This is a genomic window from Rhodococcus sp. ACPA1 (genome assembly GCF_002300195.1).
Classification (GTDB): Bacteria; Actinomycetota; Actinomycetes; order Mycobacteriales; family Mycobacteriaceae; genus Rhodococcus_F; species Rhodococcus_F opacus.
Genome location: NZ_NSDX01000015.1, coordinates 1 through 23,806, shown reverse-complemented (window position 1 = coordinate 23,806; position 23,806 = coordinate 1). Strand labels below are relative to the sequence as shown.

Annotated in this window: 25 protein-coding genes and 1 pseudogene; 14 read left to right on the top strand and 12 right to left on the bottom strand. The window is 66.8% G+C overall.

Annotated features, from left to right (window positions below; translation table 11 throughout):
* Positions 1 to 20 precede the first annotated feature (20 nt).
* Positions 21 to 491, bottom strand: a complete 471-nt coding sequence (locus CJ177_RS44825; protein WP_025432620.1) for a DUF6194 family protein — start codon at positions 489 to 491, stop codon at positions 21 to 23.
* Positions 492 to 554: 63 nt separating this feature from the next.
* Between CJ177_RS44825 and CJ177_RS44820 the strand changes: the two genes are divergently transcribed.
* The gene (locus tag CJ177_RS44820; RefSeq protein ID WP_060968979.1) at positions 555 to 1,325 is read left to right on the top strand and encodes a MerR family transcriptional regulator; all 771 of its coding nucleotides are present in this window, start codon (positions 555 to 557) and stop codon (positions 1,323 to 1,325) included.
* Here the strand turns inward: CJ177_RS44820 and CJ177_RS44815 are convergent.
* A complete protein-coding gene (locus CJ177_RS44815) occupies positions 1,276 to 1,905 on the bottom strand; it encodes a bifunctional 2-polyprenyl-6-hydroxyphenol methylase/3-demethylubiquinol 3-O-methyltransferase UbiG (RefSeq protein ID WP_037180785.1) in 630 nt (209 codons plus the stop codon). The genes CJ177_RS44820 and CJ177_RS44815 overlap by 50 nt on opposite strands.
* A gap of 161 nt (positions 1,906 to 2,066) precedes the next feature.
* Here CJ177_RS44815 and CJ177_RS44810 point away from each other — a divergent pair, with 161 nt between their 5' ends.
* Positions 2,067 to 2,489, top strand: coding sequence for a nuclear transport factor 2 family protein (locus CJ177_RS44810; protein ID WP_005246494.1), 423 nt, complete (start codon positions 2,067 to 2,069; stop codon positions 2,487 to 2,489).
* Positions 2,490 to 2,509: 20 nt separating this feature from the next.
* On the opposite strand, the gene CJ177_RS44805 is transcribed toward CJ177_RS44810, so the two are convergent.
* On the bottom strand, positions 2,510 to 3,601 hold the full coding sequence (locus tag CJ177_RS44805) for a substrate-binding domain-containing protein (RefSeq protein ID WP_095871014.1): 1,092 nt from the start codon (positions 3,599 to 3,601) through the stop codon (positions 2,510 to 2,512).
* A gap of 151 nt (positions 3,602 to 3,752) precedes the next feature.
* Here CJ177_RS44805 and CJ177_RS44800 point away from each other — a divergent pair, with 151 nt between their 5' ends.
* Both CJ177_RS44800 and CJ177_RS44795 read left to right on the top strand, forming a co-directional pair.
* Positions 3,753 to 5,102 carry a hypothetical protein gene (locus CJ177_RS44800; RefSeq protein ID WP_060968981.1) on the top strand — a complete coding sequence of 450 codons (1,350 nt, stop codon included), beginning with the start codon at positions 3,753 to 3,755 and terminating at the stop codon, positions 5,100 to 5,102.
* Complete coding sequence (locus CJ177_RS44795; protein ID WP_025432621.1) at positions 5,102 to 6,091, top strand: glutamate ABC transporter substrate-binding protein; 990 nt, start codon at positions 5,102 to 5,104, stop codon at positions 6,089 to 6,091. Before CJ177_RS44800 ends, CJ177_RS44795 begins: the two co-directional genes overlap by 1 nt.
* A gap of 81 nt (positions 6,092 to 6,172) precedes the next feature.
* On the opposite strand, the gene CJ177_RS44790 is transcribed toward CJ177_RS44795, so the two are convergent.
* From CJ177_RS44790 to CJ177_RS49040, 3 genes are all read right to left on the bottom strand, one after another.
* Complete coding sequence (locus tag CJ177_RS44790) at positions 6,173 to 6,577, bottom strand: hypothetical protein (RefSeq protein WP_005246501.1); 405 nt, start codon at positions 6,575 to 6,577, stop codon at positions 6,173 to 6,175.
* 100 nt (positions 6,578 to 6,677) lie between these two features.
* The gene (locus tag CJ177_RS44785) at positions 6,678 to 7,442 is read right to left on the bottom strand and encodes a haloacid dehalogenase type II (RefSeq protein WP_005246502.1); all 765 of its coding nucleotides are present in this window, start codon (positions 7,440 to 7,442) and stop codon (positions 6,678 to 6,680) included.
* A gap of 101 nt (positions 7,443 to 7,543) precedes the next feature.
* Positions 7,544 to 7,702 carry an RGCVC family protein gene (locus tag CJ177_RS49040; RefSeq protein WP_226955788.1) on the bottom strand — a complete coding sequence of 53 codons (159 nt, stop codon included), beginning with the start codon at positions 7,700 to 7,702 and terminating at the stop codon, positions 7,544 to 7,546.
* Here CJ177_RS49040 and CJ177_RS49035 point away from each other — a divergent pair.
* The gene (locus CJ177_RS49035) at positions 7,680 to 7,835 is read left to right on the top strand and encodes a hypothetical protein (RefSeq protein ID WP_257015099.1); all 156 of its coding nucleotides are present in this window, start codon (positions 7,680 to 7,682) and stop codon (positions 7,833 to 7,835) included. The genes CJ177_RS49040 and CJ177_RS49035 overlap by 23 nt on opposite strands.
* Before the next feature lie 176 nt (positions 7,836 to 8,011).
* On the opposite strand, the pseudogene CJ177_RS44775 reads toward CJ177_RS49035, so the two are convergent.
* Positions 8,012 to 8,323, bottom strand: a pseudogene (locus tag CJ177_RS44775) (3-oxoacyl-ACP synthase); the annotation flags it as partial.
* 271 nt (positions 8,324 to 8,594) lie between these two features.
* Here CJ177_RS44775 and CJ177_RS44770 point away from each other — a divergent pair.
* Both CJ177_RS44770 and CJ177_RS49700 read left to right on the top strand, forming a co-directional pair.
* Positions 8,595 to 9,413 (top strand): hypothetical protein, encoded by an 819-nt coding sequence (locus CJ177_RS44770; protein WP_226955487.1) that lies wholly within the window; start codon positions 8,595 to 8,597, stop codon positions 9,411 to 9,413.
* Positions 9,350 to 9,859, top strand: a complete 510-nt coding sequence (locus CJ177_RS49700) for an NUDIX domain-containing protein (protein WP_082833370.1) — start codon at positions 9,350 to 9,352, stop codon at positions 9,857 to 9,859. Before CJ177_RS44770 ends, CJ177_RS49700 begins: the two co-directional genes overlap by 64 nt.
* A gap of 21 nt (positions 9,860 to 9,880) precedes the next feature.
* Here the strand turns inward: CJ177_RS49700 and CJ177_RS44760 are convergent, their stop codons facing one another.
* Complete coding sequence (locus tag CJ177_RS44760) at positions 9,881 to 10,963, bottom strand: aldo/keto reductase (protein ID WP_061698504.1); 1,083 nt, start codon at positions 10,961 to 10,963, stop codon at positions 9,881 to 9,883.
* Positions 10,964 to 11,113: 150 nt separating this feature from the next.
* On the opposite strand from CJ177_RS44760, the gene CJ177_RS44755 reads away from it, so the two are divergent.
* Together CJ177_RS44755 and CJ177_RS44750 are read left to right on the top strand one after the other, a co-directional pair.
* Positions 11,114 to 12,037, top strand: a complete 924-nt coding sequence (locus CJ177_RS44755; RefSeq protein ID WP_061698497.1) for an AraC family transcriptional regulator — start codon at positions 11,114 to 11,116, stop codon at positions 12,035 to 12,037.
* Positions 12,038 to 12,145: 108 nt separating this feature from the next.
* Positions 12,146 to 13,042, top strand: coding sequence for a glucose 1-dehydrogenase (locus CJ177_RS44750; protein WP_005246520.1), 897 nt, complete (start codon positions 12,146 to 12,148; stop codon positions 13,040 to 13,042).
* A gap of 31 nt (positions 13,043 to 13,073) precedes the next feature.
* Here the strand turns inward: CJ177_RS44750 and CJ177_RS44745 are convergent, their stop codons facing one another.
* On the bottom strand, positions 13,074 to 13,817 hold the full coding sequence (locus CJ177_RS44745) for a Clp protease N-terminal domain-containing protein (protein WP_005246522.1): 744 nt from the start codon (positions 13,815 to 13,817) through the stop codon (positions 13,074 to 13,076).
* Between the two features lie 131 nt (positions 13,818 to 13,948).
* Between CJ177_RS44745 and CJ177_RS44740 the strand changes: the two genes are divergently transcribed.
* The 4 genes from CJ177_RS44740 to CJ177_RS44725 all read left to right on the top strand — a co-directional run bounded on the left by CJ177_RS44740 (position 13,949) and on the right by CJ177_RS44725 (position 17,477).
* A complete protein-coding gene (locus CJ177_RS44740; RefSeq protein WP_005246523.1) occupies positions 13,949 to 14,311 on the top strand; it encodes a PadR family transcriptional regulator in 363 nt (120 codons plus the stop codon).
* Complete coding sequence (locus CJ177_RS44735) at positions 14,311 to 15,657, top strand: permease prefix domain 1-containing protein (RefSeq protein WP_061698496.1); 1,347 nt, start codon at positions 14,311 to 14,313, stop codon at positions 15,655 to 15,657. The genes CJ177_RS44740 and CJ177_RS44735 overlap by 1 nt, the downstream gene beginning before the upstream one ends.
* A gap of 18 nt (positions 15,658 to 15,675) precedes the next feature.
* Positions 15,676 to 16,389: a TIGR02206 family membrane protein gene (locus CJ177_RS44730; protein WP_005246525.1), complete on the top strand. Its 714-nt coding sequence runs from the start codon at positions 15,676 to 15,678 to the stop codon at positions 16,387 to 16,389.
* 98 nt (positions 16,390 to 16,487) lie between these two features.
* A complete protein-coding gene (locus tag CJ177_RS44725; protein WP_061698503.1) occupies positions 16,488 to 17,477 on the top strand; it encodes a rod shape-determining protein in 990 nt (329 codons plus the stop codon).
* Here CJ177_RS44725 and CJ177_RS44720 read toward each other — a convergent pair whose 3' ends face one another.
* The 3 genes from CJ177_RS44720 to CJ177_RS44710 form a co-directional block, all read right to left on the bottom strand.
* Positions 17,478 to 20,333, bottom strand: coding sequence for an FtsW/RodA/SpoVE family cell cycle protein (locus tag CJ177_RS44720; protein WP_005246527.1), 2,856 nt, complete (start codon positions 20,331 to 20,333; stop codon positions 17,478 to 17,480).
* A 19-nt stretch (positions 20,334 to 20,352) separates the two neighbouring features.
* Positions 20,353 to 21,585, bottom strand: a complete 1,233-nt coding sequence (locus CJ177_RS44715) for a hypothetical protein (RefSeq protein WP_005246528.1) — start codon at positions 21,583 to 21,585, stop codon at positions 20,353 to 20,355.
* A gap of 213 nt (positions 21,586 to 21,798) precedes the next feature.
* Positions 21,799 to 23,328, bottom strand: coding sequence for a membrane protein (locus CJ177_RS44710; protein ID WP_025432627.1), 1,530 nt, complete (start codon positions 23,326 to 23,328; stop codon positions 21,799 to 21,801).
* 284 nt (positions 23,329 to 23,612) lie between these two features.
* On the opposite strand from CJ177_RS44710, the gene CJ177_RS48025 reads away from it, so the two are divergent.
* Positions 23,613 to 23,806, top strand: a 194-nt coding sequence (locus tag CJ177_RS48025) for a hypothetical protein (RefSeq protein ID WP_218835212.1), incomplete at its 3' end; no start/stop codon positions are given.

Below are 23,806 nucleotides of genomic sequence, written 5' to 3'. Positions count from 1 at the left end.
TGCCGCGTGCCTTTCTCGTATCAGCGTGGGGTGGATTCCGCTCGTCGCTCGTAGCGCGAGCGAGCCAGGGTGTGCGCCCCGCGCAGCAACTCTCGAACGACTCTGCCGGTGCGAGAGCCAGGGTCGATGACCGCCAGCCAGCTCAAGGGGCCGTAGACGGGATGCGCGATGACGGTGTCGGGCGCACCGGCGTCGGCGACGCCCTGTTCTCGCGGTGCGTGGCCGGTTGCCTCGATGAACGCCTCCTTCCCTGCGTGGATGTTCACCCGGAACGCGCCCGCGCGGTCCAGACCCGAGCTTTCGTCCCCGGGGTAGTTCTTGGTGACGATGGTGGCGAAGGGCTGGGTCCTGTCGGGAACGATCCGATCCGGTGAGTAGTAGAAGAAGGTGTCACCCCAGCTGATCTCGGGCGAACCGTCGCCGGGGGCAGGCCTGAGTGTCAGAACGTCGCCGAGGCCTTCGACGAATTCGATGATGTCGTCCATGGTCATAGCTTCCAGCGTTTCATTAAAGTGCTCGTGGAGACCTCGACGAGCAAACGTAGGAGAAATACGGTGCCAAGTCTCCAATCACCTCATCTACGGACCGTCGATGTCGCCCGGCGTGCCGGGTGCTCCGTGCAGCACGTGCGCAACCTCGAACGCGACGGGGTACTGCCCCCCGCAACCCGCACAGACGCCGGATACCGCATCTACACCGAGGTGCATGTGCAGTCCGCGCTCGCCTATCGGGAACTCGCCGTCGGCGCCGGTCCTGTCGAAGCCAAACGGATCGTGCGCAGCGTGCACACGTGCCCGGCCGCGACAACGGTCGCCCTCCTCGATGCAGCACACGCCCGACTCCACGCGGAACGAACCGAACTGGCCCTGGCGAAGGAGGCCGCCGATGTGATCTCGACCGAACCGATCGACGACGTGCAGGCCTCGGACTGGATGGGCGTGAGCGAACTCGCCGTCGCCCTCGGTCTCCGCCCCTCCACGTTGCGACACTGGGACACAGAGGGACTCGTCGTCCCGGACCGGGACACACGCACCGGAGCGCGCCGATACTCCCCGACGCAGGTCCGCGACGCTCGCGTCGTGCATCAGCTTCGCAAGGCCGGTTACCGCATCGCACCTCTCCGCGGGGTCATGACACAACTCGGGCGCACACCCGGATCGGGTGACATCGGCGCCGCGCTGACTGCCCGCGACCAGGCCACCACAGCACGCTCCCGCGCCTTGCTCGACGCAACCGCTGCCCTCACCGTGCTCCTCTCGCTCCAGGAAGGGCTGGTCAGTGCGCGCGCGAAAACACTGCCACGAGAAAGTCGGAATCCTCGGTGAACGGGCGCAGATCCCACGTAGACAACAGCAGATCTGGCGTGAGGCCGTTGGCCCGAGCATCCGCGAGGAATTGCGAGAACTCGTAGCCCCGGTCTGCACCGAACCCCACAACCACTCGGCCGGTCGGGGCGAGATGGGAGGCGAATCCCGCCAGCACCGACTCGCGGGTCGTCGGCGCCAGGAAAGTCATCACGTTGCCCGCACAGACGATCACTTCGAAATCGGCTGCTACCCCGCGGGCCGGCAGATCCAACTCTGCGAGATCACCGACCAGCCACGTCGGACCGGGGTGATCCTCCTCCGCCACGGCGATGAGCACAGGATCCACATCGACACCCACCACGACATGACCGGCATCGTGCAAATAGCCACCGAGGCGGCCCAGTCCGCACCCCGCGTCGAGTACCCGACCGCCACGGCCGAGCATTGCATCGACCAGACGCGCCTCCCCCACGATGTCCTTACCCTGCGCCGCCATCGCCCGGAACCGCTCGACGTACCACGTCGAGTGCCCGGGGTCGGCGGCTGTGATCTCCTCCCACTGGCTGGGGATGCGCTCCTTGGGGCTACGTGCACTCATTACCGATTCCTCCTCGATCCGGCCCGCCCGGCGAGCCACTGCCACCGTATGCGACCCGACCTCGGCACCCCACCCGCAGCCCGACGGTGTTACGCCACCGGACAGTCTCGATCAGCGGGACTCCGGGCCGACGCAGCCGGACCTCCGAGGAAGATCGAGCCATGCCCGAGCCCGCTCCCGACCGCGTCCGGATCACCGACCGCCTGCACGTCGTGGCCGTCCTGCTCGACACGAAGGACTGGCCGGGGTTCGCGGCGACGCTCACCGAAGATGTCGTGGCCTACGGGCGGACCGGGCCGGCGGACGTGGTCGCCCGCGTCCGTTCCCACCTCGACGTCTGCGGCGCCACCCAGCACCTGCTCGGCAACATCCGCGTCGACGTCGACGGCGATGCGGCGCGCACTCGGTGCTACTTCCGGGCGTTTCACGTCGGCCTCGGCGACCGCGCCGGCGCGACGTACGAATGCCTCGGTGAGTACCGCGACGAGTGGCGACGCGAACCGTCGGGCTGGTTGCTGGCCGGGCGGGTGATCGACGTTCGCGCCGAAATCGGCGACCGCGGTGTCATCGCGCCTCTGAGCTGAACTCGCCGAGTTCCACCGGCTCAGCTGTGCTCCCCGCACACCGCGGATGCCGGATCCGGCGCACAGATCTGCTGCCACGTGTAGAAGCCGGAGTTGACCACGACCTGGAGGTTGTCCTTCGTGATGTTCTGCACGGGCAGGAACACCGTCGGCACGGCCATGTACTGGTTGTCGATCGTGCCGTTGATCATCTCCTCCGGAATGCCTTCGCCGTGGAGGATCGACGTGGTCAGCTGCGCGGCGACCTTCGCCTGGTCGGCCAGATTCTTGAAGATCGTGTTGTCGAGAGTCCCCTGCGCGATCAGTTGCAGCGCAGCGAGATTGGCGTCCTGTCCCCCGGTGACCGGGATCCGTCCGGCGAGCCCGCGGCCGGCCAGTGCCGCGACGATTCCGCCTCCCAGGTCGTCGTTCATGGTGACGAACAAGGCGATGTCGTTGTTCTCGCGGGTCAGGCATTCCTCCGCGAATGCCTGACCTTCGGCCGGGTCCCAGTCGTCGATCGCGGTCTCGCAGACCACGCGGATCTTGCCACTGTCGGCGAGTGGCTGCAGATACTCGTCCTGACCGAGCCGAAATTGACGGGTTCCGTATTCACCGAGGTTTCCCTCCACCCGGGCGATCTTCACACCGTCGCCGGGCATCGCGGCGATCAGATCCGCGGCGCGGCTCCCCTGCCGTCGGCCGACCTCGAGTGGATCGAAGATCACCTGAACGTCTGCCGGTCCACCGACCGCGTCATGGTCGTAGAGCACTACCGGAACGTTCGCCTCGGCGGCGGCAGTCAAGGCTCCACCCGAAAATCTCGCGTCCGCGGAGATCAGCACGAGCACGGACGCGCCCTCCGCGATCGCCGACTCGACCTGGCTCTGCTGACGGGCAGGATCGCCCTCGGCGTTGCAGACCGTCACCGTCGCCTCCGGTGCGAACAGCTCCAGGAAGTCGGTGAACAGGGGTTCGTCTCGCTCCATGAATCGGGTGGTCGTCGTGTTCGGCAAGAGAAAGTAGACCTTCTCCGGTGCGTCGTCACCCTGCTGCGCAGGGACCGCGCAAGCCCCGAGCACCACCGCTGCGACCGCGGCGGCGACGGAAGACGCGCGCACCCTTTTCCTCATGAGCCTGCCTTCATGACCCGAGCATCTCCAGTCTGATCGTGCCCAGTCTGGAGGTACCCGCAGGCAAGGCAGGCTACTCGCGCTCGTCGATGCTTTCGGTGTTTTCCGACCGTGATCGGCGCACACTGAGTGCAGGGATGAGGAGGAGAAGGTGTACCACCAGGACCGCGGCGCCGTATCCAGCGCAGATCGTGACACTTCGCCGGCCGACGAGCATCTCCTGGACGAATCCCTGCTCGTCGAACCCGAGGTCCACCGCCGCCCCTGGCGCGAATTCCTCGCGTCCACGCCCGGACGCCTGTCCCTCCTGGCCGTCGTCCTCGTCGCGGTGGCGCTGACGGCCGGCCTCGTGACGTCCGCCGTGGTCGCCGCACGGCAGCAGCGCATGGAAACCCTTCGCGCCCACACCGAACCGCTCGCGGACGCCGCGCAGAACCTGTTCAGCTCGTTGTCGATCGCCGACGCGGCAGCGACGTCGTCGTTCATCGCGGGTGCCATCGAGCCGCTGGCGGTACGCGACCGGTACAACCAGGCGATCGGCGACGCGTCGAACGCACTCGTCACCGCGTCGTACGGCGTCACCTCCGGCGATGTGGAATCGCTGCGACTGCTCACCGAGATGTCGCGGCACGTCGCCGTGTACACGGACCTGGTGGCGACCGCACGGTCCAACGACTCCGCGGGAAATCCGGTCGGGGTGGCGTATCTCGGAACCGCTTCGGCTCTGATGCAGGACACCATCCTGCCCTTGGCCGAACGCCTCTACAACGACCAGGCCCGCGCCGTCGCCGACACGCAGTCCCACACCGCCAGGTTGCCCGCCACCGCCATAATCGTCGCGTCGGCCGGGGTCGTCGTCCTCGCCGTCGCGCACGCGTACGTGGCTCATCGAAGCCGCCGCCGGGTCAATCCGGGACTGGCGTGCGCGACCGTCCTGCTGGCTGCTCTCGTCGTATGGATCGTGGTCGCCGGGCTGTTGTCGACGTCGGCGAGCGAACGCGCACGGATCGACGGCGCGGAGCCCCTCGCGGCGGTCACGAAGGCGAGGATCCTCGCCCAGCAGGCGCGCGCCGACGAGACGCTCGGACTGCTTCGTCCGGGTTTCGATCCGGCCGGGAGCGACTACACCCGGCACACGGACGCACTCGCCGAGATTCTGAATTCGGACGCGTCGCGGAACACCGTCGACGATGCGTCCGCCGCGTTCGACGGATGGCGGGCCGCCCACCGGGATCTGCAGCAGAAGCTCGCAGACGGCGACTACCAGGGCGCGGCGGACGTTGCGGTCGGTCCGGGATCGACGGCATCGACGGCCCAGTTCCGGGCCCTCGACGAAGGGCTCGAAGACGCCATGACGGCCCTGCGCACCGAGGAACTCGACGCGATGCGGGAGTCGTACCGCACGATGGCGGCGCTCGCCGTGGGTGGCATCGTGCTCGCCGTTTCCGCAGCGCTCGCCGTCGTCGCGGGGATCGAGCCCAGAGTGAGCGAGTATCACTGATGGTGCGACCACACTCGGATCGGCGACCGCGCTCCGCCCGGCTGCTCGGCAGCCTCGCGTTCGGAGCTGTCCTGCTTGCCGGCTGCGGCGCGCCCGATGCACCCACCCCGAGGTTCTCCGGCGACTTCACGGAGTTTCCCCTGTCGGCCGGCGCCCAGCTCATCGCACCGTCCGAGGCGCCGCCACCGGCCACGGAGCCGTCGGCATGTGTAGCACAGGCCAGTCTCCGTCCGGGGGCGCCGAGCCTCGGCGGCACGATCGACGATATCCGTGCCCGCGGCACGGTGGTCGTCGCGGTCGACCAGAACACCAACCTGTTCAGCTTCCGCGACCCGACTACCGGCACCCTCACCGGATTCGGTGTCGACCTCGCGCGGGAGGTCGCACGTGATCTACTCGGCGATCCCACCAAGGTCGAGTTCCGGCCGCTCGGAACCGATGACGGCGCCGAGATGCTCGCCCACCGCGACGCGGACATGGTCGTGCGTCCGGTTGCCCTCCCCTGTGAGGTTTCCCAGGACTTGGCGTTCTCCACGGTGTATCTCGAGGCATCCCGCCGGCTCGTGGTGCGGGACGGGTCGGGCATCTCCGGTCCGGCCGACCTTGCCCGGCGACGGGTCTGCACGCATAACGATCCGGCGTCGGTGTCGGCGCTGTCGCGTATCGCCCCCAAAGCCACGATCCTTGCGGTACCCGACTGGGACGACTGCCTCATGGCCATCCAGCAGCGGCAGGTCGACGCGGTCGCAGGCGCTGCCGTCCTCGCCGGCCTCGTCGCCCAGGATCCGAATCTCGAAATCGTCGGTCCCGAAACCGATTCCGCCCAATACACCATCGGCCTCGCTCCCGGAAACGACGACCTCGTCCGGTTCGTCAACGGCACACTGGAACGGCTGCGCACAGACGGAACCTGGACTGCTCTCTACGATCGGTGGCTGTCGTCGCTCGGCCCGGCACCCGGACCGCCGGCCCCGGAGTACCGGGACTGACGACCCCAGACCGCGAGCGCTCGTACTCGCGCGCAGTCCCGACAGATGGCGAACGGGTGAGGCGACAGACCACGTCCCAGGTCAACTCGGATCGTCGTCGGCGACGGTCTTGGGCAAGCCGGTCCCCATCGGGTCGAGCAGGGCGGTCGTGCGGGAACCCCATCGCTCGTGCGCGGACTGACGGGTCATCCCGGCGGCCCTGCCGATGGTTGCCCATGTTGCTCCCTGAAAGCGCAGGCCGAGAACGGTTTCGATGCCGTCCAGCCCGGCGGCGAGCTGGATGCGAAGACTCAGTAGGTGCCAGGCAAGGGTTCGCTGGTCGGGGATGTCCGTGCCCTGCTCGGCGTCCCATTCCGCGGTGCCGGGAAGCGGCCCGGTGCCGATGATTTCGTCAGCGTGACGGCTAGCTTCGGCGGCCGCAGCCGTTATCACCGCGCGAGCAGCGGCGTCGATATCCGCGCTGACGGCGCGTTCGACTAATTCCATGACAACCTCCATCTCTGTCAGGTATAGCCTGACAGGAGTGGTACGCGGCGTCAAGGATTACCTGACAGAGGTGAGTCACGCGACCCGAAGGTTCGCCACCTCACCTGAACCCTGCCGATTCCGCACGGAGCTGCGCTGCGAGATGAGTGATGTCGGTGGCTGAAATGTCCCAGCTGCCTGTTGGCGCCAGATCATCGGTCTGGTGCGGTCCGTGTTCGACGGGCCGGAGAACGAACGCTGTAGCCAGTCCCGTGGCGTGCGCGGCTTCGAGGTCGTCGTTGTGGGCGGCGGCGAGCATGACCTCGCCCGGGTGAAGACCGAGAAACTGCGCCGTTTGCAGGTAAGCCTGGGGATCAGGTTTGTATTTCCGATTGATGTCGGATCCGATGATCACGTCCCACGGGATTCCGGCGTTCTTGGCCATGTCGAGCAGAAGTGAGGTGTTGCCGTTCGAGAGCGGACCGATGATGTACTCGGTCTTGAGTGCCGTGAGACCTGGCACGCTGTCGGGCCAGGGGGTGAGCACATGCCAGGCGCGCGCGAGCTCGTCGAGCGCTCCGGCATCGTGATTCGTGGGGTCGATGCCCGATTCACGGAGCGCGAAATCGAGGTTCTCGCGGTGCAAGATATCGAGAGTCACGAACTCGCGGGCGCCGGAAAGGATGGCGTTCATGGATGGCTGGTAACGGGCGCGCCACCGGTCGGCGAACGCAACTGCGTCCACGTCGAGCTGATGGCGCGCCGCGTAGTCCGCGACAGCGGCGGCGATACCGGTGCGCCAGTCGACAACGGTGCCAAAGGTATCGAACAACACGGCGCGAACAGCGCGTCCCGTCGACGGGGACCGGAACGGCACACCAGCCATGGGCGTCCTTTCGACTCGAACGTACGACGTGGCATCAGAATAGTGCCGTCATGCAAGGCCGTCGGCGAATCGAACGGAGCGCCCATGTGTGAGCGTCTTTTTCAGTACCGGGAGTAGTGCTGTCCACTCACCTGTTCACCGGCGCAGATGCATTTACGATCGAGGCTTCGCGCCGAGGTCACGGCACAGAACCGAATCCCGAGCGCATCGTGGGAATCCGCGCTGTGTGGGCATGCCGTGCACGACGCCGCCGATTCCACCGTCAGCGCGGAGCTCGGTGACTCGGACACGAGTAAATTCGACACATCAGTCGGGTTCGACGCCATGGCGGCGCTCCAGTTCTCGGCCCTTGGACTGCGGGCCGGTGTGGGCGCCGAGGACGACATGGCATGACCGCGCATATTCGAATAACCCTCGACACCCACCACGCTACTCCCCCCGCCGCCCAACCCCCGCCGATCCCCGGGCGATCGCCGAGCCGTCAGGGAGCGTATGGCGTTGCGGGGGAGACACCGCACTGCTCATCGGATTCGGTGCAGGTCTCACGTATGCCGCTCAGGTCGTCACGCTATAACGAGTACATTGCGGGCGGTGCCGCCGCGGACGGCATCGGAGGCGAGAGCCAAGGCGAGGCAGAAGCCCGCGCACCCGGAGGACACGTCGAACGAGCATCCCACGATCCCCAGCCGGTGCGCGATCTGCGGGCCGGCCGCCGGCGTCTGACAGGGATAGGTCGAGGTTGCCACGATCACGCAGCCGATGGTGGAGTCGATCTGCCGGCAGATCTCGTCATTGGTCACCACCCGCTCCGGCCGGTAGACCCCCAACCCAAGAATGGAATTGTGTTGTAGCTCTTCTGCATTGGCTATCGAGGCAGTAATGGGGCTTCTCCGCTGTTGCACCCGCGACATTCATCGGTGGCATCCGCCGGGTGGCAATGCCATCCAGTGTCCGCGTGAGCCGCGGCGCGAGACAGCCACCCTAGGGTGGAGATGACGGCACCCTCCCGGTGTCGGCGACCGATCAGCGGCCGACCGGCGAGGTAGTCGAGTAGAAATCGCACACTTCCGCCCCGCGCCCGTGGGTCCGACAATAGGGAGCGTGAGTTCTCGACCTTCCGCCGCAGAGTGGGCGCTGAGTCAGGTCCACGCCGTGCGTGACGACCCTGCAGCCCGTCACGAGCTGATCGCCCGTACTTATCACGGTCCGATCGGCCGCGCACCCCGGCACTTGCCGTTCCGCCGTGCGGCTTTGTCGTTCATGCGCTGGCAGATTCGCCGCGGCGTGCTGGCGCCGCTCGGTGCGATGCCGCCCGGCAGTCCGTGGTGGCGAGCGGTCAACGAGCGGCTGATGCGCGACGGCTGCGAGGCTGTCGCCCGGAGCGGCGGAATGGGAGGGACGCCGTCCTCGCACACGGTCGATCTGTGGATGCTCTTCGTTGCCGATCCGACCGCACGCACGTGGTACCGGGCGCACAATGCGAGCATCGCCTCCGCCTACCTGGACCATCGCGACCTTGCCTGCACCGAGAGCCGCCCGGAGCGCTTCTTTCTCAACGTCGTACTGCTCCGTGTTCTCTATGCCCATGCCCTGGTCGCGGCGCCGCGTCTGGCGCTCGGGCGGCTCGCGCCGGCCGGTCCTCTTCTGGGAGATCCCCGTCTCTCGATGACCGGGATCTTCCTGTCCCTTTCTCGGGTCCTCCCCGACCGATATCCCCTCGGGGACGACGTCGCGGCATATGTCGCTGCTGAGCACAACGTGGGCGAGATGCTGGATTACGGCCTGATCGGGCCGCGACTGCAGCGATTGTACGAATGGTCAGCCGAAAAACTCGACGAGCCGAGGCTGCTCGACTGCATTTGTGACGGTAGTCCGACGTACGCCTGGTCCTACTCTGATCGCGAGGTCTGGCATCCAGCGAGCCCGGCCGCCACGATTCGCGCGGTTCGGCGGATATTGCCGGCGAACTAGGGGCAGCCTCTCTGCCGGCTCGGTGGAAGTCGACCGGGTTCTGGACCAACAGCTGTTCCGGTCACCCCTGCCGCGGCGAGAAGCTACCGGCGGCGGTCGCACGCCGCGTCGACGAGGTACTCGGAATCATCCCCGCCGACATCACACTGATTCTTCCCGATTTCCGGTGCCGGACAGTCACGAAGGCCGGCATCCTCGAGAACTCGATCTGCCCGGTCTATCGGGTCACCGCCCACACCCGGCTGGTCCACCCTGATCCGAACGAAGTGGAGATCCTTGCCTGGATTCCGTGGACTGCCCTCGTCGCACGGGCGGGTGGCGATGCGCGGTCTCTGAAACCGTGCTGTCGGGAACAGGTGCGGAGGCTCCGCCTGCTGGGCCCCGACCCCCGTCGCTGGCAGGCGTCGCCGAATTCGGGACTGCCACCTGCGGCACGCACAGCGTGATCCGCACAAGTATGTGGGCCGTCAGTACCGGACGTCGCTCTGCAGCAGCGGCGGATACACGGTGGAGGATTCCCCGTCCACGGTGGTGCCGGCGAACTGGAGCATCGCCCGCTGCTCGCCGTGCATCGGCACCGGGTAGTTCAACGTCGGCGCCGAGACTTCGTCGAGCGTGCGGAGGTGTTCGGGGCTGAGGGTCACCTCCAGGCCGGCGATGTTGTCCGTGAGGTGTTCGACGCGCCTGGCACCGAGGATGGGCACGACGGTCCCGGATCGGGCACGCAGCCAGGCCAGCGCGACGGCGGCCGAGGTGGTCGCGAGGTCGTCGGCGATTGCGGCGACGGCGTCGATGACTACGAACTCGGCGTCGGTCGGGCCGCCGACGAAGGCGGTGCGGGCGGAGTCGGTGACCTCTGTGCCGCGGCGATATTTGCCGGACAGGAAACCGTTCTTCAGTGGGCTCCACGGCACCAGCGCCATGCCCTGATCGAGTGCGAGGGGCGCGAGTTCGCCCTCGACGGTGCGGGCCAGCAGTGAGTATTCGACCTGCAGTGCGATCAGCGGGGTCCAGCCGCGCAACAACGCCGTGGTCTGGGCCTGCGCGGTCACCCACGCCGGGTTGTTGGAGATCCCGATGTAGCGGATCTTGCCGGCGCGAACCAGGTCGTCGAGGGTGCGCAGGGTTTCCTCGATCGGGGTGTGGCGGTCCCAGTTGTGCAGCCAGTACACGTCGACGTAGTCGGTGCGCAGGCGGCGAAGGGTCTCGTGGAGTTGGGCAATGATGGCCGCGCGGCCCGCACCGCCGCCGTTCGGGTCGCCGGGATAGAGGTTCGCGAAGAACTTCGATGCCAGCACCACCCGCTCGCGCCGACCGCGATGGGCGGCGAAGAAGTCGCCGAGGATCTTCTCCGAGTGGCCGTTCGTGTAGAAATTGGCGGTGTCGATGAAGTTGCCGCCGAGGTCGAGATAGGTGGCGAGGATCTTCTCGGATTCCTCGACGCTGCAGCCGGCGCCACCGGCGTCTTCGCCGAATGTCATCGCTCCGAGGGCGAACGGGCTGACTCGCAGTCCCGAGCGGCCGAGTGTGACGTACTGATCGAGTCGCATGATCTGCTCCTTGTGTATCGGAATGTGCACATCTATCGAAACGCGACCTGCGGTGACGGCGGTAGATCGATCGACGCTGGGCATTGCACGATCCTCTCGATGTCGCCACGATCGGGTTGCCGGACTGCCACACGGATGCTTTCGTGAGTTGTGCGCAACTCCCCCGACCTGCTGGACGAGATCCGCGCCGGCATCACGCTCCATGCCCGGCCGGATCTGCAGACGCCGATCGACGGGTTGTTGCTGTCGAAAGTGACGGCCACGTCGGCGGTCCAGGAGTATTCGCTGACCGAACCGCTGCTGGTGATCATGGCCCAGGGCGGCAAGCGGCTCCTGCTCGGCGACCGGGTCTACGAGTACCGGGCGAGGCAATGTCTTGTCGTCACCGCCAGTCTGCCTGTCACCGGCCACTACATCGACATCAGCGAAGGCGCGCCCTCGTTGGCCATGGGACTGGTGCTGCGCCCGGCCACCATCGCCGCACTGATGCTGCAGGCCCCGACCGAACGGTGGTCCCGCGGCACCGCCGGCCTGCCGGCGATCGAGACCGGCGACGCAGACGACGATCTACTCGACGCCGCGGCCCGGATGCTGCGGCTGCTCGATCATCCCGCGGATGCGCCCGTGCTGGCCCCGCTGATCGAGCAGGAGATCCTCTGGCGGCTACTCACCGGCCCACACGGGAGCACGACACGCCAGATCGGGATGGCCGACAGCGACCTGTCGCATGTCAGCCGGGCGATCCACTGGATCCGCGACAACTACGCCGAGCCGATGCGGGTCGATCATCTCGCACGATTGGCCAGCATGAGTCCATCAGCGTTTCACCGGCACTTTCGAGCCGTCACGGCCATGAGCCCCTTGCAGTTTCAGAAACGGATTCGACTGCAACAAGCCCGCTCGATGCTGGTCGCCCACCCCGGTGACGTCGCGGGCGTCGGGCATCACGTCGGCTACGACAGCCCCTCACATTTCAATCGCGAATACCGCCGCCTGTTCGGCGCCTCCCCCGGCAAAGACGCCCAAGGCCTACGCACGAACACCGCACTATCGCACACCGGTCCCCTGCCCTGACGGTTTCCGGGTGCTCTCGAAGGGGTAAGCGTGACGGGAAGCGCCTCACTGATTCGACGAACTTGTCGGTCCTGCTTGCCGATTCGACAGAAGACGAAGGGTACGAGAATGGCCGACCAGTACGCCCGGCAGGATCCCACTACGCAATACCCCGCCCCCGATCGCGAACACCAACCGGAGCTACCGCACCCAGGACTGACCTCCGACATGGTGACCGCCCCGGATCACGGCGAGAAGTCCTATCGGGGAAGCGGGCGCCTCGACGGTCGCCGCGCCCTGATCACCGGCGCGGATTCGGGCATCGGACGAGCGGTCGCGATTGCGTTTGCTCGCGAGGGTGCCGATGTCGTGGTCAGTTGCCTGGACGCCGAGGAGTCGGACGCACGGGAGACCGTGCGACTGGTGGACGAGGCCGGACGACAAGGCGTCGTCGCGACCGGCGACATCACGTCGGAGGACCACTGTCAGGCGCTCGTGGACCTGACGGTCCGTGAACTCGGCGGTCTCGACATACTCGTCAACAACGCGGCCTTTCAGATGGTGCAGGCGGGTGGTATCGCCGACATCACCACCGAGCAGTTCGACCGTGTCCTGCGCACGAACCTCTACGCGCTGTTCTGGTTGTGCAAGAAATCCATCGCGGTCATGGAACCTGGATCGACGATCGTGAACACCTCGTCGATCCAGGGGATGAATCCGTCTCCCGGGCTTCTCGACTACGCCACCACGAAGGCAGGGATCATCGATTTCACCAAGGGTTTGGCGGCCGATGTGGCGAAGCGGGGAATCCGGGTCAATGCCGTTGCGCCGGGGCCCATCTGGACGCCACTGATCCCCGCGACAATGCCCGCCGACGGTTATCGGCAGTTCGGGGACGACGTGCCTCTGGGCAGGCCGGGCCAGCCGGCCGAACTGGCACCCGCGTACGTATTCCTCGCATCGAACGAATCCAGCTACGTCACCGGAGAAGTGCTCGGCGTCACCGGCGGGACGCCCTTCACCTGAGCACCGCGCGGGTGACGGAGGCCCTGCGAGGTCACTCCTTTTCGCGGGCGGCGACGATGGCGTCGAGGTTGGCGGCGATGTTCTCCTCGGCGGCAGCTTTGTCGACACCCAGTCCGGTGAGCACACCGACCCCGTCCTCGACCTCGAGGAGGGCCAGCAGGATGTGCTCGGTTCCGATGTAGTTGTGCCCCAAACGTAGTGCCTCACGGAAGGTCAGTTCGAGCGCCTTGCGTGACTGAGCATCGAAGGGAACGAGTGCGGGCATCTCCTCGACCACGGGGGGCAGCGTCGCGGTCGCGGCGTGCCGGACCGAATCCAGGTTCACGCCCTGCGCGGCGATCGCCCGGGCGCCGAGCCCTTCGGGATCGGTCAGGAGTCCGAGGATGAGATGCTGGGGCAGGATCTCGGCGTTGCGCGCCGCCCTGGCCTCGTTCTGCGCGACCACCACCACCTGTCGTGCGCGCGGAGTGAACCGGCTGAATCCCTGATTCGGGTCGAGGTCGGAGGCCTGCCCGGGATCCTTGGGGACGAACCGCTTCTGCGCGGCCTGCTTCGTGACGCCCATGCTCTTGCCGATTTCGGTCCACGATGCCCCCGAGCGGCGGGCCTGATCAACGAAGTGGCCGATGAGATGGTCGGCCAGTTCACCGAGGTGTTCGGCGGCGAGGACCGCGTCGGTGAGTTGCTCGAGTGGGGCCTCGGCGTGCACCTTCTTGATCGCGTCGATGAGCTCGTCGAGTCGGATGGGTGGGGTCGTACGATCCGAATTCTCCATGCGTCAACTCTAGGTTGACGCACAGCGAGCGTCAACCCCAGGTTGTCGATGTCGACTTCCACGAGCTGCACACGGACCCGCGACCCGATCTGCTAACTTTGATGACTAGCAGTTCTAGGGATAGGGGTTCTATGCATATCGAGAAAGATCTGGTGGCAGCTTCGGCCACTCCCCTCGTGCTCGGAATTCTCGCGGAAGGCGAGTCCTATGGGTATGCCATCTTGAAGCGAGTCAACGACTTGTCCGGTGGACGGATTCAGTGGACCGACGGAATGTTGTACCCCCTCCTGCATCGCCTGGAAAGGTTGGAATACGTGTCGGCGTCGTGGGGGGCCTCCGACAGCGGGCGAAGGCGCAAGCACTACACGATCACCGCTGCGGGCCGGGAGATGCTCGCGGAGCGACGCGCCCAATGGGACGTCGTCGCGGACGCTCTGAGCCAGGTCTGGCGCTCCGTCCAGCTACCCCCAGCCTCCGCCGAAGGATGGTCGTGATGGATACCGACAAGGAACTCGAATCGCAGATCGGTCAGTGGCGGGGTTTCGTCGAGCGCCGTCACGCGATATCCGCCGCCGACACCGACGAGATGGAAGACCATCTACGTGATCAGATTTCGGACCTGTCCGCCGCCGGGCTGAGGACCGACGAGGCATTCCTGGTCGCGGTCAAACGCATGGGCAACGTCGACGACATCTCCCGCGAGTTCGCGCGGGAGCACTCCGATCGGCTCTGGAAGCAACTCGTTCTGATGCCGTCCGCGTCGGATGGCGGCGGCACTCGCCCCACACGTGAGCTGTTCGTCGTTCTCGGGCTCGCCGTCGGCGCGGCACTGTCGGTCAAGGCAGGCGTGGCGACACTCGGCGAGCAGGACCTCGCACGCAACGTCAGTCTGTTCGTTCTTCCGTTCCTCGCCGGATATTTCGCCTGGAAGCGACAGGTCACGGCCCGTCTCGCCGCGGTACTGCTGGTGCCGTTCGCCCTGGCGGCGGTTCTGTTGAACGTCTTCCCGTTCGCGTCGAACGGTTCCACCGAGGTGATCGCGGCGATTCACGCACCGATCGCGCTGTGGTTCGCCGTCGGTCTCGCGTATGTCGGGGGTCAGTGGCGATCGGATCGGCGGCGAATGGACTTCATCAGATTCACCGGCGAATGGGTCGTCTACCTGACCCTCCTCGCCCTCGGCGGCGGCGTCCTCATCGGCCTGACGATCGGTGCGTTCGACGCGCTCGGCCTGAGTGTCGAGTGGTTCATCGAGGACTGGGTGCTGCCGTTCGGGGCGGCCGGCGCGGTCATCGTCGCAGCATGGCTCGTGGAGGCGAAACAGAATGTAGTCGAGAACATCGCCCCAGTCCTCACCCGCGTGTTCACCCCACTGACCACTCTCATGCTGCTCGTGCTGCTCACGGCATTCGTTACGACCGGCAGCGTCGTCGACGTCGACCGAAACCTGTTGATCCTGATGGATCTCATTCTCGTCGTCGTCCTGGGATTGCTGTTGTACGCGATTTCCGCCCGTGACCCCTACCTGCCACCCGACCTCTTCGACCGCCTCCAACTCGTCCTCGTCGTCAGTGCCCTCGCGGTCGACCTGCTGATGCTGTTCGCCATGCTCACTCGAATCGCGGAATTCGGCTTCACCCCGAACAAGGTGGCGGCACTCGGAATGAACCTGGTCCTCCTCGTCAACCTGACCTGGTCGGCTCATCTCATCCTCGGGTTCCTGCGCGGCCGCCGCGGTTTCAGCTCCACCGAACGCTGGCAGACCCGTTACCTTCCCGTCTTCGGCGTGTGGGCGGCGTTGATGGTCGGCGTTCTCCCACCGGTTTTCGACTTCGTGTGACCACGGAGCTGATCGAGATTGTTTTCCTCGCAAAGGGAATTCACGGCATACGGCCCGTCCTACTGGGCCATGATCGCGCTGTTCGTCGTGGGGTCCGCGATTCTGGTCTGGCGCGGACGCCGCCAGACCGAATCGCAGGCCCGACGCCTCGGCCGCGTCCTTGCGGTGCTGACTGCCGCGATCTACGGCGCGACGCTGGTCTATTTCTCGTTTCCGCCCACGATCGGCGGCTCGGTACCGCTGCGCCTGACCGATCTCGCGACCGTGGCGGCGGCCTGTGCGCTGTGGTCCCGGGCGCAGTGGGCCTACGCGCTCACGTACTACTGGGGACTCGTGCTGAGCACCCAGGCGTTGATCTCGCCTGTTCTGACCGGTCCGGACTTCCCCCACTACCAGTTCCTCGCGTTCTGGGCGATTCACCTGCTCGTGGTGTGGGCGGCCATCTATCTGACGTGGGGCCGAAGGATGCGGCCTCGGTGGCGCAGCTACCGGTTCACGGTCCTGGTCACGGTCGTGTGGGCGGCGGCTACCTTCACGTTCAACCGTGTCGCCGGAACCAATTACGGATTCCTCAACAGAAAGCCCGCCACCGCGACCCTTCTGGACGTTCTGGGTCCGTGGCCGGTGTACCTACTGACGGCGACGACACTGATTCTCGTCGTGTGGGCCCTGATGACCTGGCCGTGGGAGCGGGCACGACGGCGCGCCGAGGAAGGCCCCCTGCCGTCCTGACGTTGTCCCGGGTCTTTGGTGTCGCGCATTATCTTCCGAACGACGCTGCCGCTGCGTAACATCAGATCCATCTCGCTGGAATCCCGATGGAGGCCGACGTGGGTGGACTTGGTATCGATCTCGGAACTGCCAACACTGTCGTCGGAACTCCCGACGACGGCATCGTACTGAACGAGCCGTCCTTCATGCTCGTTCGAACGAAGGATCCGCACCGTGCTCTCGCGATCGGCACGGAGGCGCGAAGTCTCGTCGGCCGCACTCCTATCGGAATCACGCCGGTTCGACCGATGCGTGACGGGGTGATCGTGGACCTGGAGTCGGCGCGGGCATTCGTCACGGCCGTCATCAAGCGGGTCTCCTCTGCACGGCGATACGGGCTGCGGCCCAAGGGAGTCATCTCGGTCCCCGCGGGTGCCACCCCGCTCGAGCGTCGGGCCCTGCTCGAGGTCGGCCACGAGGCCGGTTTGCGGAAAGTGGGGTTGATACCGGAGCCGGTGGCGGGTGCGCTCGGTTGCGGAATCAACCCCATGGAACCACGCGCACACCTCGTCGTCGATATCGGCGGCGGCACTTCGGAAGTCACCGCCATCTGTTTCGGTGGCATTCTCTCTCACCGTAGTTGCCGCGTCGCGGGCGACGAATTGACGAACGCGCTATACCAGTACCTGAAGGCAGAGCACAAGATCGTCGTCGGCGAACTCACCGCCGAGCGTGCCAAGTTGGGTGAACCCGACAGCGCCGAGGGGCAGTCGCTCGTCGTCGAGGGCCGCGACGCCGTGACCGGCCGCGCACGCCTGGTGACACTCGAGACCGAAGAGATCGTGGAGGCGTTGCGGCCGACGACAACCGGAATCGTGCAGACATTGACGGAATGCCTGGACGACCTCCCCGCGCAGGCCATCGGTGACGTGATGTCGGAGGGGCTGCTCGTCATCGGTGGCGGCGCGTTGCTCCGCGGGCTGTCCCAGCTGCTCGAAGAGTCCTTCGGATTCCCGGTGAAGACCGCCGAGCGCCCGCTCACCTGCGTCGCCGAGGGCGCTACGGCGTGTCTGGTGCACCCTGAGGTGGTTGCCGCCTACAGCGCCTGATCACCGAATCGGCGCCGGCGCGGGTGGTCGCGGAAAGTAGTGGTCGAGGAGTTTCTTGACCACGGGGCCCGCCGTCGCCGACCCGAAGCCACCACCGCGGATCAGCACCGACACCTGGATCTGGGGTGCGTCGAAAGGCGCGACCGCGGAGAACCAGGCGTTCAGTCCTTCTCCGGGCGCCGACGGGTCCTCCGCCGTGCCGGTCTTCGCGCCGGCCGGGACCGGGAGGTCCGCGAGTTGCCCGGCGGTCCCCGCCGACGCGGACGCCCGCATTCCTGCCCGGACGGGACCCAGCAGGTCGGCGAAGGGTAGACGCTGCGGCGCCGCCGTCGGTATGGGCACCGAGTCCGACCCGTACGCCGCGGCGAGCTGGGGCGTCACCATCGCGCCTGTGGCGATCCCCGACGTCCAGCGCGCCACCTGTATCGGGGTCGCGCTGACGGTGCCCTGTCCGATGCCCATCAACAGGGTCGACCCGGGATACCAGGTGGCCCCGATACTTCCGACGTTCTCCGGGGTGCCGAGGAACCCCTCGGCCTCGCCGGGTAGGTCGATTCCGGACCGCCGGCCGACGCCGAGTTGCCCCGCGACGTCCGCCATCTTCTCCGGGCCCAGGAGTTCACCGAGCTTGTAGAAGTAGACGTTGTCGGACCACTGGATCGCCTGGAGCAGATTGTGCGGGCCCATCGGTTGCCAGTTCCGGAACGTGTGACCGCCGTAGGTGTAGGCGGCGCCGGTGTCGATCACCGTGTCCGGCGACAGCACCGGGTATCGGGTATTCGCCGCCGCGACGACGATCTTGAAGGTGGAACCGGGCGGGACCGCGGTCTGGGTGGCGTTGTTGAGCAACGGGCTCGGCCCCGGGGTCTGACTCTGCGCCGCGAGGGCGACGAGGTCGGCCGGAGGTCCGTAGACGTTGTTGTCGGCCCCGGGAACACTGGCGAGGGCCAGCACGGCTCCGTTCCGCGCGTCCATCACGACGGCGGCACCGAGGTCGCCCTTGCTGGTGCGCATCGCCTCCACGAGCGCGTCGGTGGCCAGGTTCTGGACCCCGATGTCGAGGTGCAGGCGCAGATCGTGGCCCCGTACCGGGTCCACGCGTTCGCCGGCCGCCACCGGATGCCCGGACGGATCGACGTACATGCACTGTTTGCCGTCGCTGCCGCGGAGCAGAGCGTCGTACTGCTTCTCGAGTCCCGCCTTGCCGACGCGTGACCCGAGCGCGAGATGCGGCCAGCGTTCCATGTCGTCGGCGTCGGCGACCCCGACGTGTCCGAGGACGGAGGCGAGCACGGCACCGTACGGGTACTGCCTGCGACCGGACGGCACCACGAGCACACCGGGAAGTCGCGCATCCACGATGCGGCGAGCCTGGTCGGGCGCGACTCTGCCTACCGCCACCTGAGATTCCCCCTCGCCACCGGCCTCGATCAGGTCCGCCAACTCGTCGGGAGACGTGGCTAGCAGAGCGGCCAACCGGTTGCGGGTGTCGTCGTCGTTCTCCTCGAACATCCGAGCGACCACCGCCACGGCGTACTCGGCGACATTGACCGCGAGCGGAATACCGTTGCGGTCGAGGATCAGTCCGCGCTCTGCGGGCAGGCGAATGCACCGCATCATCTGCTGGTCGCTCATCGCCCGGAACTCCGCACCCCGGTCGTGTTGCAACTGCCACGCGAATACCGACATCGCGACGAATGCCGCGGTCATCGTCAGGGTGCCCGCCGACATTCCGCGCGGGCGGCGTCGCCGTCGGGGATCCGGGGTCCACAGCGGTCGCGCGACGCCGTCTCGGCGCACCGCGAGCACCAGTCCGATGGCGACGAAACCGACGATGGCGGCGGTGCCCCCGTAGCTGAAGAGGGGAATCGGCATGCCGGTATGGGGCAGAAGCGACAGACTCTGACCGATCGACACCAGCGCGTGGATGCCGAACAACGCGCCGATTCCGGCCGCGACGAGTGCGGCCTCGCGAGTGCGCGCCGTGCGCGCGGAGAGTGCAGCCCGCCACACGATGACCGAAGTTGCCACCACGACAGCCAAGCCGGCGATCAAACCCCACCCGTACACCAGGCTGGCGAACGCGAGATCGTGCTCCGATTCGGGAAGATACTCGGCCCGCACCGCGTACATCGGGTCGCGCGCCAGCCCCCACAGGCCACCGCTGCCGATCGCGATGTTCGCTTGCAACTCGGCCCATCCCGCGCCGGCGGGGTCGGCGTTGCTCGACAGAAACACGTGGACCCGTTCGAGCTGGTAGGGGCGAAGGAAGAGCACGGCCAGCGGAAGCGACGCGAGACCCAGCACGAACAGCGGAACCAGAGGCAGCAGCGGGACGCGGGCGAGGATGAGCATGAATCCCAACGTCGCGACAAGGACGACGGCAGTCGACAGGTCGGGTTGGAGTGCGACGAGTGCGATGGGTACACCCCCGATCGCCAAGGTCGCGACGAATCGTGCCGGCGTGAACCCACCTGCGAGCATGCTCGCAGGCACGAGAACCAGGGCGAGCTTCGCCAGTTCGGACGGCTGGACGGTGAACACGCCGAAGTCCAGCCAGCGTTGAGCACCCTTGGTCGCGACCCCCGCGAGCGGCACGACCGCCAGCAACACGGTGGCCACGGTGAACACTGCCCAGCCGAAGGCGCGGAGATCACTCATCCGCAGGCGGGACACCACATACATGATGCCGAGACCGGCAACGGCGAAGAGCGTGTGGCGAACAGCGTCTGCTGTCTTCCCTGTCGAGAGCAAATTCAGAAGGCCGAGCACGACGAGAACGATCGCCGCACCGACGATCCACGGGTCGGATTCGTGCTTGTCGTCGTGCTTGTCGTCGTGCTTGTCGTCGTGCATCCCACCCCTCCCCCGGCGCTCAGCAGCGAGCGTTTTCGGCGGGCACCAGCAGCGGCTCGGACGCGGCCGTCGCCGGGGCGCTGGTGACGGCCGCGACGGCAAGCGCGGCGCTCGGCGGCAGATCGGTCCGGACGATGCCGTAGACCTGTTGTGACCCGGACTGAACGGGCAGCGTCACGTCACTGCCCGTCCGCACCTCGCCGGAACAGCGGTCGTACACGTTCACCCGCCACGTCACGGCGCCGACAGCTGCCGCCGGATCGAGGTGAACGTCGACCCGGACCGCGCACGCTTGCCCGGGGCGACACCCACCGTTGGCGCGCGTGGCCGTGACGAGGGTGATCGGCCCTGCGCTCCCGGGGGCACCGACGTCGACGGACGACGGCGCCCGGCCGACATCGGTCGTCGCCGGCGCGGCCTGATCAGCCGGGGGTTCCGGTGGAGGCGGCGACACGGGCCGAATCTGATTCTGCTCCGCGGGATTCACGGGATTCAGGACGGCGTCCCACCCCCGGCGCAGCTCGGACCACACCCGTGGAGCCATCAACGCTGCAGCGACAAGTATCAGGATCGCGATCAGACCGAGCGCTCCCTGCCGCCGCGACGGTCGTCTCCTTTTGCGATGCCACGGATTCCGGACCGGCGGGAACCAACCTGACGGTGCGAGGGTGGATTCCTCCGCAACATACGGCCAGTCCTGTACGTCCGTCCGCTCCCCCACGACTCGACTGTCAGTACGCGGCAGTCCCATCGTCGCTGCGACGAGCCCGGCAAGTTGGCAGCGTTTCCTGCTCTCCTGTGCCGGGTCGACGTCGGGTGTGATCGCATGACGGACCCGTTGCACCAACGCATCCAGATCTGTTGTTTCGGCGAGCGTTTCGTGCAACCGGTCGGCCAATGCCGAACCGCGACAGTTCGTCGCGATACGTCGGACGAGCTCGATCACCGCCTCGCTCATGCCTTGCCGTGACGCACTGCCCGTGCACCCGATCGTGAGCTGTCCGCTTTCGGACACCGTCACGTCCCGGAGGTGGAGTGGGTAGGGCCCTTCGCTGCGCGCAGGTTCGAGTTGATCGAGCGCATCCGTGACGAGTAACGCAGCCTGGGCTGGTGTCAGGGCCGCGACCGCAAGAAGTCGTCCGAGTGCGACACCGCGGACACGTTCGTGGTGATCGATGTGTTCGGGCGGGTCGGGGCGGGCATCGGCGGGTTCGGTTCTCCTCGCAAGGAGCCCTGTCACTGCTTCGATCATCGTGCACCCCGACGCTATGCCTCCCGCACGGTTGGGACGACACCGGAGCGGGCGGCGGCGGACCTTGAGTTGGGCTTACTCGCTGCCGAAATCCTTTACGCCTTTGTCATTCCATTTAACTCCGGGCCGTGCTCCGGCGTCCGAGAAATCGCCCCGTCCGCTTCGACACAATTGTGTGTCGTCGATCAGACAGCTGGTTCGCCACGGTGCCGGTCAGCTCACGCTCGGCGGTACCCCGAACGCCTGCATCACGACCGCACCCCAGTCCCGCCACATCGGGCACGGTGGAGGATCCCGGCGGTCCAGGAACCGGATCACCTCGTCGTCGAAGGCAGCCGATGTCGGCAGCGACGAGTGTTCGGCGCGGACCGGGCAGCCATTGCGTGCGACGTCCAGCCGCCAGCCGTGCGGCATCAGTGGAAGGTCGGCAGCCGAGGTGATACTCAGAACACGCACCTCCCCGGGCAGCGGCTCGCCGAGAATGGCCTGGGCACTGCCCGCGGTGCCGAGCAGTTGCCGCGCCGCGGGCGTATCGGGGTCGAAGTGGAAGAAGACGATGTCGGTCGCGGGCGCCGCCCAGCGCAACAGGTCGCCGAACACCCTGCCCCGTCGGTCGACGTCCGGAGGCGGAAAGCCGAGCGGGGTTTCCGGAAAGACACCCACCAGCACCAGCACGTCGACCCGCGCCCGACCCGTGGCAACCGCTTCCCACGCAATCCAGGCGGCATGGGAATGTGCGGCAACGACCAACGGCCGCTGCAGGTTTGCGGTCTGTTCGGCAAACAAGGCGACCTGTTCCTCGACGGGGCGCTGGGTGTCGGCAGGTTCGTACGGGGCACCCGATCTGATCGGACACGTCGAGTCGCGCTGAGGCTGCCCGTCACCGGGGCCGGCGTAGGAGAAGTAATAGACCTGATCGCATTCGTAACCCAGCCGGTGCACGTCCGCCCGGTGGATGCTCCCCTGACCCGAACGCGAATTGATTCCGGACATGATGAACAGCGAACCGGCCTGTCGTGACCCGGGTTCCGGATCGTCATACCGTCGTGTCTGAACAAAGACCACCGACATCACACTCAATGCGACGAGGACGGCAGCGAGCGCAGTGACGGGCCGGGTGAGCGGCGCACGGTCCATCGCCCACACCGTCAGCCCTGTCGCCGCAGCCGAGATCGGCACGAGCAGCACAGTGACGGCCGGGGCCCGGTCGGCCAGAGCGCCGAGCCCGAGGACCGCCGCGCAGTACGGCGCCATCACCTCGATCCGCAGGCCGCGACGCCACACCCGCGCCATCGCCCCGCGCAGGGTCACCCCACCCTGCCACGGGACCGGGCCGAGTATCAGGACCAGCAGCCCGACCAGCGCCACCGCCGGCCAGAACGCCCGCGAGTACAGCGTCGCGTAGGCGGTCGCGTCACCGAGCGTCGCCAGGAGGACGGGGCCGAACGCCGTCGCGTAGAACACCGCGGCGAAGCGGAGGCGTCGGGCATCGAGTCCACCGAGAAGCCAGGCCATCAACATGACCCGCGCGGCCGACACCACGGCCAGCAACATCAGGAACTGGGGCCACGAGGCAGTACGTACCAGCAGAAGTCGCAGGTCCGCGAACTGATCCAGCGGCGGCAGCGCAACAAGGTGCAGCAGTCCCGGCCAGACGGGAATTATCCCGCTCGCCGCGAGCACGACGACGAGCACCGCGGCGGCGGCCAACGGCGACCACCGCGTCCACTTCGTCGACGTCATATCTTTCGCTGTACTCGCTGTTCGTGGTCCTGCACAACCCGTGCGGCGACCACGCAGGACAGGTTGTCAGGTCCGCGGCCGACCCAGCTGGATCGGACAGCCCCCGCTGCGTCGATGCGACCCGGATGTCCTCCCGCCCATGTCCCCGGCGGTTGGGCAGGCTCGGGTGATCGCTCGACTCCTGAACATGCTTCGGTTCCGGGGCCGCATCCACTCCTCGAACTGAATCTTCAGCATCCGACACGCTTCCAAACAGAATTATCTGCAGTTCTCTTGGCACTGAATTGGCGAATATTCATACTTGGTTCCGCGATGAAGTGATGCGCCTCACATTCACCGTTCGCCGCGACTCCCGTCGCGCACAACCCACACCCACAGGCTCAGGAGCTTTACCCGTGAAAATCGGCATCCCCCGCGAGATCAAGAACCACGAATACCGCGTGGCCATCAGCCCCGCCGGTGTCCACGAACTCAGCGA

Coding starts and splice junctions, on each gene's coding strand:
- CJ177_RS44825 (WP_025432620.1), bottom strand. CDS start 491: ATGACCATGGACGACATCATCGAATTCGTCGAAGGCCTCGGCGACGTT.
- CJ177_RS44815 (WP_037180785.1), bottom strand. CDS start 1,905: ATGAGTGCACGTAGCCCCAAGGAGCGCATCCCCAGCCAGTGGGAGGAG.
- CJ177_RS44810 (WP_005246494.1), top strand. CDS start 2,067: ATGCCCGAGCCCGCTCCCGACCGCGTCCGGATCACCGACCGCCTGCAC.
- CJ177_RS44805 (WP_095871014.1), bottom strand. CDS start 3,601: ATGAGGAAAAGGGTGCGCGCGTCTTCCGTCGCCGCCGCGGTCGCAGCG.
- CJ177_RS44795 (WP_025432621.1), top strand. CDS start 5,102: ATGGTGCGACCACACTCGGATCGGCGACCGCGCTCCGCCCGGCTGCTC.
- CJ177_RS44790 (WP_005246501.1), bottom strand. CDS start 6,577: ATGGAATTAGTCGAACGCGCCGTCAGCGCGGATATCGACGCCGCTGCT.
- CJ177_RS44785 (WP_005246502.1), bottom strand. CDS start 7,442: ATGGCTGGTGTGCCGTTCCGGTCCCCGTCGACGGGACGCGCTGTTCGC.
- CJ177_RS44760 (WP_061698504.1), bottom strand. CDS start 10,963: ATGCGACTCGATCAGTACGTCACACTCGGCCGCTCGGGACTGCGAGTC.
- CJ177_RS44750 (WP_005246520.1), top strand. CDS start 12,146: ATGGCCGACCAGTACGCCCGGCAGGATCCCACTACGCAATACCCCGCC.
- CJ177_RS44745 (WP_005246522.1), bottom strand. CDS start 13,817: ATGGAGAATTCGGATCGTACGACCCCACCCATCCGACTCGACGAGCTC.
- CJ177_RS44740 (WP_005246523.1), top strand. CDS start 13,949: ATGCATATCGAGAAAGATCTGGTGGCAGCTTCGGCCACTCCCCTCGTG.
- CJ177_RS44735 (WP_061698496.1), top strand. CDS start 14,311: ATGGATACCGACAAGGAACTCGAATCGCAGATCGGTCAGTGGCGGGGT.
- CJ177_RS44720 (WP_005246527.1), bottom strand. CDS start 20,333: ATGCACGACGACAAGCACGACGACAAGCACGACGACAAGCACGAATCC.
- CJ177_RS44715 (WP_005246528.1), bottom strand. CDS start 21,585: ATGATCGAAGCAGTGACAGGGCTCCTTGCGAGGAGAACCGAACCCGCC.
- CJ177_RS44710 (WP_025432627.1), bottom strand. CDS start 23,328: ATGACGTCGACGAAGTGGACGCGGTGGTCGCCGTTGGCCGCCGCCGCG.